We start from the raw sequence: 11,065 nt of genomic DNA on the forward strand, positions 1-11,065 counted from the left end.
AGTGCTACGGTGCAACAATAGCGAACTGCCAGTTCTTTTTTTTTATATTTATTTAAAGGGAGATTAAATTATGCCAGTTGGTGTTATTGTAAATGTTATTGCGGTATTTATTGGAACAATTATAGGGGGAACTATTAAGCATATTTTACCTAAGCATTTGATGGATGAATTGCCAAAGGTATTTGGAATTTGTTCTTTTACCATTGGGTTAATGTCGGTTATTTCTGTAAAGACTTTGCCGATGGTTATTATGGCTGTTATTATTGGTTTTTCAATTGGAGAATTGACTCATATTAATGAACATGTCTCTCATTTATTTTCTATGGCTTTAAAAAAACTTCCTTTTCATATAGAGGGCAATCATGATGAATATATGGAAGTTTATTTACTTGTTGTTCTTATGTTCTCTATGAGCGGTACAGGTATATTTGGAGCGTTAAGCGAAGGAATGAGTGGGGATTCTTTTGTCTTAATCTCTAAATCAGTTTTAGACTTTTTTACTGCTATTTTGTTTGGTGCAGCACTAGGGTATGCTCAGCTACTTATATGTGTACCACAATTTATTATTTTAATTTTGTGTTTTTTATTAGCACAGTTTATTATTCCTTTTACTACTCCTACAATGATTGCTGATTTTAAGGCGTGTGGTGGTATTATTACAATGATTACAGGTTTAACTGTAGCAAAAATATTTAAAATTAAAGCCATTAACTTAATACCTGCTTTAGTTCTTGTTATGCCTTTTGTTGCTTTATATCAATTCATTGTTTAATCTCATTGTTTTATGAGGTAAGATAGTTTCATAATTGGAGGTAAAATTGTGGATAATTTAATTTTTAGCTTGAATGCAACGCTACCTGTTTTCTTATTGATGTTGCTAGGTATATTTTTTAAAAAGATCGGTATTATAGACGATGTCTTAGCATCAAAAATGAATAAGTTTGTTTTTTTGATTCCATTACCAGTACTTTTATTTCATGATTTAGCTACTGTAGATTTTAATGAAGTATGGGATTTAAAGTTTGTTATTTTTTGTTTCATTGTTACCTTTATTTGTATTGTGATTTCGGCACTGCTTTCTTTATTTTTAAAAGAAAGAGGATTAAGAGGAGAATTTATTCAAGCTACTTATCGCAGTAGTGCAGCACTTTTAGGTATTGCTTTGATTCAAAATATATATGGTAATGCAAAAATGGCACCAATTATGATTATCGGTAGCGTGCCATTATATAATGTAATGGCCGTGGTTGTTTTATCATTTTTTAAACCCGGTCAACATCAATTTGATGGTCAGGTTTTAAAATCAACGCTAATAGGAATATTGAAAAATCCTATCATAATAGGGATTGTTTGTGGACTAATTTGGTCTTTATTAAAATTGCCTATGCCTACGATTCTAGATAAAACGGTAAGTAGTGTAGGGGCAATAGCGACACCAATGGGATTGATGGCAATGGGTGCTTCTTTTGATTTTAAAAAGGCTTTAAATAAAGTAACACCTGCACTTGTTGCTACATTTTTTAAACTATTTGGTTTTTGCTTGTTGTTTTTACCGGTTGCTGTAAAATTAGGATTTACTCATGAAAAGTTGATCGCTATTGTAATTATGTTAGGTTCGGCAACAACTGTAAGTAGTTTTGTCATGGCAAAAAATATGGGACATGAAGGGGTGTTAACTTCGAGTGTTGTCATGCTTACAACATTATTAAGTGGTTTTTCTATAACGATGTGGATTTATATTTTAAAATCATTTAATTTATTATAAAAGGAGTTTACTATGGATAAAGTTGAATTAATACAATCATTGAATATAAAAAAAGGACATGTTTATTTACAAAATCAATTACCAGCGCAAATCAGTAACGCTATTTATCAATATGGTAGTAGTGAAGATTATCATGTTATATTATATGTTGATTTGTCTACAGGTTTAGATGGTAGTAAAGGTTTAATTTTTACTGAAAACAACTTATATTTTCAATTAACAAAAAAAGGTCAAATTAATTATCAAAATATCCAAAGTATTACTTTAAAGAAAAATAAAAAGCAACTTTTTGTTAAAATCCAAACGAAAGATGAACACTACACTTTTAGTGATACTATTTTCGATATAGAACAACTTTGCACTGTTTTATCTAAGCTGACAACTTTAGAAGTATCTTATGATTTATCACTTCATGAAAAAGTCTTATATGATATATCAATTATCTTAAGTGATATAGAAAACAATGAATATGAAGATTTAGAATTAGATGAAATAGAATTAAATCAATTAGATACTTTAAAAGGTGATATGCAGGGAATCTATGAACTGGATGATCAGGCTTATATATTAGAAATTGAATTATTATTGTCAAGAGCTTTAGAATTTTTTGATCAATTAGGATTAGATAGTGATGAAATAGATGAATTAGTATCTATTCGTGAACAATTCAATCAAAAACAAAATCAAGCATTTGAACAAGCTAAATCAATGGCTTCAAACATGGGAGTAGATATGGATTTATTAAAAAATAAATCACCGGAAGAACTCAATCAGATGGTTGATGACTTATGTGATAAATTTCATATCTCACGTAATCAAGTGGAAACATTAGCTAAAAAATTTATGAAACACTAAAGAAATGAATATTCATTTCTTTTTTTTGTATAATAAAATATATAATATTTTTTAGCATTCATCTTGACAGAGTGCTAGAAAGAGTTATAATACTGTTAGCACATAGATAAAGAGAGTGCTAAAGGAGTGAATACGATGATAAAACCATTGCATAAATTTGTACTATTACAAAAAGAAGAAGTTGAAAATAAAACAACAAGTGGCATTATACTTACCACTGAAAAGAAAGATGTTCCAAGTGTTGCTTTAGTTAAAGCAGTAGGTGAAGAATGTGAAAGTGGATTAAAAGAAAATGATCGCGTTGTTTATAAAGAATATTCAGGTACAAATGTAACCATTGATGATGAAAAATATATCATTATTGATGAAAAAGATATTATGGCAAAGTTTGAATAAGGAGGCGCATATTTATGAGTAAAGAAGTAAGATTTTCAAATGATGCACGTAAATCAATGTTAAAGGGTGTAAATACTCTTGCAGATGCAGTAAGTGTTACATTAGGACCTAAAGGTCGTAATGTTGTCTTAGATAAAGGTTTTGGATCACCATTAATTACAAATGATGGTGTAAGTATTGCTAAAGAAATTGAATTAGAAGATAAATTTGAAAATATGGGTGCTAAATTAGTTTATGAAGTAGCCAATAATACAAATGATGTAGCTGGAGATGGGACAACAACAGCCACAATCTTAGCACGTCAAATGATTGTTAATGGATTAAAAGCTGTTGATAAAGGAGCTAATCCAGTATTGATGCGAGAAGGAATTGAAAAAGCGAGTAAAGAAGTAGCAAAATCAGTATTAAATCATTCTCGTAAAATTGAAACAAGCAATGATATTGCTTCTGTTGCGACAATATCTGCTGGAAACGAAGAAATTGGACAACTCATTGCACAAGCAATGGAAAAAGTTGGTCGTGATGGTGTCATTAATGTAGATAAATCAAATAGCTTTGATGATGAATTAGAAGTCAGTGAAGGTATGCAATATGATAAAGGCTATGTTTCACCATATATGGTCAGTGATCGTGATAAAATGCAAGTTGAAATGGATAGTCCATTAGTATTAGTTACAAATCATAAAATCACAAACTTACAAGAAATTCTACCTGTACTAGAACAAGTCGTTCAAGCCAATAAGCCTTTATTACTTATTGCTGAAGATTATGAAAATGAAGTTATTTCAACACTTGTTTTAAATAAATTACGTGGTACTTTCAATGTTGTAGCCACTAAGGCACCAGGATTTGGTGATAATCAAAAAGAAATGTTACAAGATATTGCAGCACTTACAAATGCTAAATTCATTAATAAGGATTTACAAATGAATTTAAAAGATGTCACAATGGATGATTTAGGAACAATTAAAAAGATTATTGTAACAAAAGATAATACTACAATGATTTCTTCTAGTGAACAAAGTGAAGCATTAAAAGTAAGAATTAATGATATTAAAGCTCAACTTGAAAATATTCAATCTGATTATGATAAAAAACAATTACAAGAACGTTTAGGTAAATTATCTAATGGTGTAGCAACAATTAAAGTTGGAGCAACAACAGAAAGTGAATTAAACGAAAAGAAATTAAGAATTGAAGATGCTTTAAATGCAACAAAAGCTGCTGTTGAAGAAGGAATTGTTATTGGTGGTGGTGCTGCTTTAGTTGAAGCTTATAAAGAAGTAAAACCAGTATTAAAATCAAATCATGTTGATGTACAAAAAGGTATTAATATTGTAATGGATTCGTTATTTGCACCAATTAGCCAAATAGCAGAAAATGCTGGATATAATGCAGAAGATATTGTTGAAGGTCAAAAGAAGGCTAATAAAAACATGGGATTTGATGCTAAAAATGGTGAATGGGTCGATATGTTTGAAAAAGGTATCATTGATCCAACTAAAGTAACCAGAAGTGCATTATTAAATGCAAGTAGTATTGCTTCATTATTTATTACAACAGAAGCTGGAATTGCGGAAGCAAAATCAGATGATGCCCCAGCCGCTCCTGCAATGCCTCAAATGTATTAATAAAGAAAATCAATAAGGAGATTATATTCCTTATTGATTTTTTATTTTATATAAAAACGGAGTAAATCAATTACAGATACAATGCCTATAAAGCGTTGATTATCTAAAACAATAATATCATCATAAATAAGATGTGAAGGTCTGTTTAATGCTAATTGACAGACATTTTTTATTGAAAAATGTGAAAAAACAGTTAAACAGTCTTGATTAACAATATCATCAATATGAGCTAATTCATGATAAATACAACCAAATTCATTAAATAAATATTCTTTTTTAATGATACCTAAAAAATGATGATGATCATCAAGAATATAAATTTTAGACGTCATATCTTGATTAAATAAATCATATGCTTTTTTTATTGAATCACTGATTTTTAAAGTATATGTACTTTTACATAATGATTCTATGGAATCATTATGTAGAAAGGAAGCATGATCATGGGGGTATAGTTGTTTGATTTTTGCTTTTTTAGTACTTTCTATATCACAAAAGGTGTCACTTGGTTTTTGCAAATAGTATCCTTGACCATATTCTACCCCTAGTTTAATAAGATAAGTGAGTTCTTCCTCTGTTTCAATTCCTTCAGCAATCAATAAATAATTCATTTCTTTACAATAATGAACCATAGCTTCTACCATAGTTGATTTATCTATGTTTTGATGAATATTATGAATGAGTTCACGGTCTATCTTGATATATTCAGGTTTAACTTGACTAATTCTATTTAAATTAGAATAACCAGCACCGGCATCATCAATGGCTATTTTAAAACCTTGATTACGATAATGTTTAACGGCTTTATTAAATAATTCCATATTTTGAATAGATGTCTTTTCAGATAATTCAAAGACAATACGGTGACTATCTAAATGATATTTATTTAAATATTCTTTAGTAAATCCTTGGACAAATTCTTGATCAAGTAAGATATTAGCATCAACATTGATAAAGAGTTGTAAATTTGATGGTAGCTTTTGGCTTGCTTTTAAAGCTTTTTTACGACACAATGAATCCAAATTCCAAGCTTGATTCATTTGGTTAGCCATATTAAATAATTCTTCTATTGTTAAAGAACATGGTTTTAATGTAATTCTGCTTAATGCCTCATAAGAAATGATTTCACCTGTTTGTAAAGATACAATGGGTTGAAAAACACTTTTAATTTGTTTGTCATTAATGATTTTAAAAAAATCATGGGTATTTTGTTTTGTTAATTTCATATATTGTCCTCTTTTCACGTTGGAACTATACAAAAAAAGACTATTAATAACTATCAATAGTCTCTATATTTTATCTAAAGTTAATGAAAAGATTCTTTAATATCTTCTATGATTTTCATTAAAGATAAACTGTCTTGATGGGACCATTCTTGAATATCATCATCTTTATTCATGATACCATCATTTGCTTTTTTTATTTCATCATACATATCATCAAAGAGTAAATCTTGATGATAATGATAACTTTGACCATCATTTAAATAAACCGTATATTCGATAGGACGATTATACATAGGAATCTCTATTCTTCCAAGAGTCCCATAAATATAACCCATACGTTCTTTATTTTCATCAATAGCTCCTTCAACAATTCCTTTAGCATTACCATAATCTAATTCACTATAAAAATAATGATCAATACCTTCTTTAATACGATAATGACTTTGAATACTTTGATACTTGTCGCCTAGAAAATCCATAACAAAAGAAATGGGATAAGGTCCTACATCATATAAAGCGCCACCTTGAATAGGATCTAATAAATACCATCCAGGTCTTTTATTATCTAAAACATCATTACAAAAAGAAGCTTGTACCTTAATAACTTGACCAATTGTGCCTTTATTCACTTCATCTTTAATCTGCTGATTAAAAGCAATGAATCTCGTTTTTAAAGCTTCCATAAAAAATACCTGATTTTGATGAGCTAATGCAATCAGTTCCTTAGTATCTTGATAGCTCAAAGTAGAAGGTTTTTCTACTAAGACATGTTTATGACAAAGAAGAGCCATTTTTGCATAATGATAGTGCATACCATGAGGTAAAGCAATATAAATGGCATCGACGTCACTACGAATTAAAGTTTCATAATCATCATATACTTTTACATGATGAAGAACCGCTTTAAATTTATTTTGTTTTTCTTGATTATGGCTGGCAATGGCTTCAATACAAGCACGATCAGCATATTGAATACTTTGAACAAAACGCCAAGCAATATTGCCTAGACCAATAATTCCCCATTTAATCATTAAATCACCTCATGTTCATCATATCATAACCCTATTTATTATGGTAGAATAAATACAAGGTGGTGATTTTATGTATAGTGATTATCATGTTCATACAGCTTTTTCTAATGATTGTAACTATCCAATGGAAGATGTTATCAAAGATGCCATAACGAAGGGAATCAAAGAAATATGCATTACAGAGCATGTAGATTATCTAACAAACGATTTAAAATACGTTGTTGATTATAATGCTTATATAAAAGAATTTAATCGTTTAAAAGATTTATATCATGATCAAATAAAAATGAAACTAGGCGTAGAATTTGGCATGCAAACCCATACAATTCAAGACTTTCAAAAAGATTTTAACCAATATCCTTTTGACTTTGTTATTCTATCTTGTCATCAAATTCAAGATCTTGAGTTTTGGAGTCAAGAGTTTCAAAAAGGAAAAACACAACAACTTTACAATCATGACTATTATCAAGAAATTAATGATGTCATTAATCAATATCATGATTATAGTGTTTTAGGACATTTAGACATGATTAAACGTTATGACTTACAAGGTGCCATGGATGATCATCAAAATGAAGAAATAATTAAAAAGATTTTAAAGAAAGTGATTGATGATGGTAAAGGTATTGAAATCAATACTTCTTATATTCGTTATCACTTAAAAGATACTACCCCAAGTCATCAAATCTTAAAATGGTATTATGAACTAGGAGGTAAAATATTAACATTTGGTTCTGATAGTCATGAAAAAGATCATTTAGGCTTTTATATTGAACAAGCAAAAAAGGAGGCAAAAGAAATAGGTTTTCAATATTACTGTACCTTTGATAAAATGAAACCTATTTTTCATCAATTATAATGAAATTAGTTATACCTGATCTATCACAAATAGATATCATTCATCATATAGAACAAACTTGTTTTCCTCAAGCAGAAGCAGCATCAAAGGCTTCACTGACAAAACGAATATTAACTTATCCACAAGGATATCGCTTATGCATTAAAGATGATCAAGTTATTGGTTATATTGGAGGTTTAAAAACAAATCAAACAGTCATTGATGATAAGATGTATGAAGATACATCTTATCATCATGATCAAGGATTATATCAAATGATATTTTCTGTATGTATCCTACCTGATTATCAAGGGAAAGGATATGCTAGAAAAATGTTAATGAATTATATTGAAGAAATGAAAAAAGAAGATTTAAAGGGAATCATATTAACATGTAAAGATCATTTAAGACCTTTTTATGAAAGCTGTGGTTTTACATGGATGCAAATATCTAAATCAACCCATGGACAAGCCAAATGGAATGATATGATTTTAAAATGGAGGTAAAAAATGAAATTATTAGCGAGTGATTTTGATGGAACACTTATTCACCATCAAGAAAATAAATCATATATATTAAAAGAAGATAAACAAAAAATCATCGATTTTCAAAAAGCAGGAAACTTATTTGGAGTTTGTTCTGGCAGAGAATTAAGAGGTTTATTAAATCAAAGTGAAGATGTAAAATTTGATTTTTATATCTTACATAGTGGTGGTATTATTTTAGATCAAAATCAACATGTGATTTATGAAAAATTGATTGGTAAAGAAGATATGAAAAAAGTGATAGAATTATTTGATAAAAATGTTTGTTGGACAATCGTTGCCGGAAATAAAAAATATGCGATGAATCCCCATTCTAGAATACCTCCCTATGATCTTTTAATTAAAGATGTAGATGAAGTAAAAGAGGATAGAATTGCAACATTTTCAGCTCATTTTCCTCATGACCAAGAAGCAGCTAGAAAATGCTGTGAATTAGTTAATAAAAATCAAACAATCGTTAAAGCTTTTCAAAACATTGAAGATGTAGATATTGTTTTAAATGGTTGTTCTAAAGGAAATGCTATTCATTATATTCAACAATATTATCATTTAAAAGACGAAGATATCAATGTCATAGGTGATTCATATAATGATATTAGTATGTTTGATGCTTGTCATAATTCCTTTACATTTTTTAGTAGTCCTCAAGAAGTACAAGTACATACAAAGACTTTAGTACACAATATTAAAGAATGTATCGAAAAAATCATACCAGAGTAGTCAACGTAGCAACGAGAGTTTACATCTATGTAAAGCAGGATATCTAGTCATACTCTTTGTTTTTAGGTATGATGTGGAAAAGACGAGGGAGGAATTATATGAATATTGAAATTGCTGAAAGACTAGCAAAATTAAGAAAAGAAAAAGGCTTATCACAAGAAGCCTTAGCCAAAGAAATAGGGGTATCTAGACAAGCAATCAGTAAATGGGAAAGAGCAGAAGCTTCTCCGGATACAGATAACCTTATTGCTCTAGCAAAACTCTATAACATGACATTAGATGATTTATTAAAAACATCTCATTCAACAAATAATCAAAAACAAGATAAACCAAAAAAAGATGAAGTTCACATCTCACTAACAAAAGGAATACATGTAAAAGATAAAGAAGGCAGTGAAGTACATGTAGGATGGAATGGCATTCATGTAGATGATAAAAAAGAAAATACTAAAGTAGATGTTGATTCAAACGGAGTCTTTATTGATGGAAAACAATACGATCATGATGACTTTATTACTCATAATAAAAAATCATTTCCTATTGCATCAATACTGATCCTAGTATACTTATTTATCGGAATCTTCTTTAACCTATGGCATCCAGGATGGATTATCTTATTATTTATACCCATCATTGAAAGTATCATTTCAGCCATTAAAAAGAAAAATCCATCCAAAATAGCTTATCCAGTTATTTGTGCTGCTGTTTTTCTATTCTTTGGCTTCTATTACAACATGTGGCATCCAGCATGGGCTATCTTTCTTACTATCCCTGTATTCTATTCTTTAGTGTCATATTTTATACAAAAATGAAAAAATTCCTCTAAATAAGTGTGTTTTCCTTGCTTTAAATAGGTATTATATCGTATAATTAAATTGTACTTAAAAGGAACCATCCCTTTTATTGTAAGTTATTAAGAAGGGGAGAAAAGAGATATGATGGAAAAAATGATTAAAAACTTACAAAAAAAATCAAATAAAAAAGGTTTCACATTAGTAGAAATCATCGTAGTATTAGTTATCTTAGCTATCTTAGCTGCAATTGCAATTCCTTCAGTAATGGGATATGTAAATGATGCAAAAGAATCAAAATATATCCAAGAAGCTAGATCTATTTATTTAGTAGTACAAACTGAAGAAGCAAGATGGAGAGCAGAAAATAACAAAAAGTCAACTGATGCAGTTGATGCTAGCGTTTATACAAATTTAGGAAAAGATTGTACAGATCCTCAAGGTGGAATTGTTAAACAAAAAACAGATCTTACTGATGTAACAATTACTCCTCCAAGTGGAAGTACAAAATACTATACTTTTACATGGACTAGCGATGGTAGTTCAATTACTGCTCATTTAACTACAAATAAAGATGTAAAAATTATTAAATAAGAAGAAATTTAATATTCATTTTATAAAAAGCATTGCTAAATTAAGCAATGTTTTTTTGTACTTTCATTAAGAGGAGTTTTTTGTTTTCTTTAGAAATATATGATATAATGTGCCTAAGTAAGGATGTGACATGATGGAAAGAATGATGAATAAATTAAAAGATAGAAAAGGATTTACATTAGTAGAAATTATTGTAGTTTTAGTTATTTTAGCTATTTTAGCTGCTATAGCTATTCCATCAGTCATGGGATATGTGGATGAAGCAAAAAAATCACAATATATTCAAGAGGCAAGATCGATATATTTAGTTGTTCAAACTGAAGAAGCAAGAATGCGAGCTGAGGATAATGTTGAATCTTTTGATGTAAATAATAATTTGAAATCTTATGAAAATTTATATAAACATTTAATGGATAAAACAACTGTAGAGGAAGACAACACACAGGCTAATCCTAATGGGGAAGGGATTGCTTCTTCTAAAACTGGATTACCCAAGGTTCTTTATATTTATCAGTATCCTAGTGGAGATACGAATGTATATGTATTTAGATGGAAAAGTAATGATGGACATATTATAGACGCAAACGTATATAAAAATAAAAAAGTTGAAATTCAATCTATTAAGTAAGGTAATTTAAAATAACTTGTGGTTGAGATTGTTTCGGCCAATAAG

13 protein-coding genes are annotated in these 11,065 nt (G+C 29.1%); 11 read left to right on the plus strand and 2 right to left on the minus strand.

Annotated features, from left to right (window positions below; translation table 11 throughout):
• The first annotated feature begins 70 nt into the window (after positions 1 to 70).
• From DWZ53_RS10775 to groL, 5 genes are all read left to right on the plus strand, one after another.
• Positions 71 to 772 (plus strand): DUF554 domain-containing protein, encoded by a 702-nt coding sequence (locus DWZ53_RS10775; RefSeq protein ID WP_118434175.1) that lies wholly within the window; start codon positions 71 to 73, stop codon positions 770 to 772.
• 48 nt (positions 773 to 820) lie between these two features.
• Positions 821 to 1,765: an AEC family transporter gene (locus DWZ53_RS10780; RefSeq protein ID WP_118434176.1), complete on the plus strand. Its 945-nt coding sequence runs from the start codon at positions 821 to 823 to the stop codon at positions 1,763 to 1,765.
• 12 nt (positions 1,766 to 1,777) lie between these two features.
• Positions 1,778 to 2,620: a hypothetical protein gene (locus tag DWZ53_RS10785; protein ID WP_118434177.1), complete on the plus strand. Its 843-nt coding sequence runs from the start codon at positions 1,778 to 1,780 to the stop codon at positions 2,618 to 2,620.
• Between the two features lie 135 nt (positions 2,621 to 2,755).
• Entirely contained in the window at positions 2,756 to 3,016 is a 261-nt protein-coding gene (locus DWZ53_RS10790) for a co-chaperone GroES (protein ID WP_118434178.1), read from the plus strand.
• 14 nt (positions 3,017 to 3,030) lie between these two features.
• On the plus strand, positions 3,031 to 4,647 hold the full coding sequence (groL, locus tag DWZ53_RS10795; protein WP_118434179.1) for a chaperonin GroEL: 1,617 nt from the start codon (positions 3,031 to 3,033) through the stop codon (positions 4,645 to 4,647).
• A gap of 41 nt (positions 4,648 to 4,688) precedes the next feature.
• Here the strand turns inward: groL and DWZ53_RS10800 are convergent, their stop codons facing one another.
• Both DWZ53_RS10800 and DWZ53_RS10805 read right to left on the minus strand, forming a co-directional pair.
• On the minus strand, positions 4,689 to 5,873 hold the full coding sequence (locus DWZ53_RS10800; protein ID WP_118434180.1) for an EAL domain-containing protein: 1,185 nt from the start codon (positions 5,871 to 5,873) through the stop codon (positions 4,689 to 4,691).
• Between the two features lie 80 nt (positions 5,874 to 5,953).
• Positions 5,954 to 6,904 carry a Gfo/Idh/MocA family protein gene (locus DWZ53_RS10805; RefSeq protein ID WP_118434181.1) on the minus strand — a complete coding sequence of 317 codons (951 nt, stop codon included), beginning with the start codon at positions 6,902 to 6,904 and terminating at the stop codon, positions 5,954 to 5,956.
• Positions 6,905 to 6,974: 70 nt separating this feature from the next.
• Between DWZ53_RS10805 and DWZ53_RS10810 the strand changes: the two genes are divergently transcribed.
• The 6 genes from DWZ53_RS10810 to DWZ53_RS10835 all read left to right on the plus strand — a co-directional run bounded on the left by DWZ53_RS10810 (position 6,975) and on the right by DWZ53_RS10835 (position 11,020).
• Entirely contained in the window at positions 6,975 to 7,763 is a 789-nt protein-coding gene (locus tag DWZ53_RS10810) for a histidinol-phosphatase HisJ family protein (protein WP_118434182.1), read from the plus strand.
• Complete coding sequence (locus DWZ53_RS10815) at positions 7,763 to 8,248, plus strand: GNAT family N-acetyltransferase (RefSeq protein WP_118434183.1); 486 nt, start codon at positions 7,763 to 7,765, stop codon at positions 8,246 to 8,248. The genes DWZ53_RS10810 and DWZ53_RS10815 overlap by 1 nt, the downstream gene beginning before the upstream one ends.
• Positions 8,249 to 8,251: 3 nt before the next feature.
• Positions 8,252 to 9,007: an HAD-IIB family hydrolase gene (locus DWZ53_RS10820; RefSeq protein WP_118434184.1), complete on the plus strand. Its 756-nt coding sequence runs from the start codon at positions 8,252 to 8,254 to the stop codon at positions 9,005 to 9,007.
• A 98-nt stretch (positions 9,008 to 9,105) separates the two neighbouring features.
• The gene (locus tag DWZ53_RS10825) at positions 9,106 to 9,819 is read left to right on the plus strand and encodes a helix-turn-helix transcriptional regulator (RefSeq protein ID WP_118434185.1); all 714 of its coding nucleotides are present in this window, start codon (positions 9,106 to 9,108) and stop codon (positions 9,817 to 9,819) included.
• 123 nt (positions 9,820 to 9,942) lie between these two features.
• Entirely contained in the window at positions 9,943 to 10,392 is a 450-nt protein-coding gene (locus tag DWZ53_RS10830; RefSeq protein ID WP_118434186.1) for a prepilin-type N-terminal cleavage/methylation domain-containing protein, read from the plus strand.
• Between the two features lie 133 nt (positions 10,393 to 10,525).
• On the plus strand, positions 10,526 to 11,020 hold the full coding sequence (locus DWZ53_RS10835; protein WP_233541889.1) for a prepilin-type N-terminal cleavage/methylation domain-containing protein: 495 nt from the start codon (positions 10,526 to 10,528) through the stop codon (positions 11,018 to 11,020).
• The last annotated feature ends 45 nt before the right edge of the window (positions 11,021 to 11,065 follow it).

This window comes from Coprobacillus sp. AF33-1AC (genome assembly GCF_003475785.1).
In the GTDB taxonomy this organism is placed as follows: Bacteria; Bacillota_I; Bacilli_A; order Erysipelotrichales; family Coprobacillaceae; genus Faecalibacillus.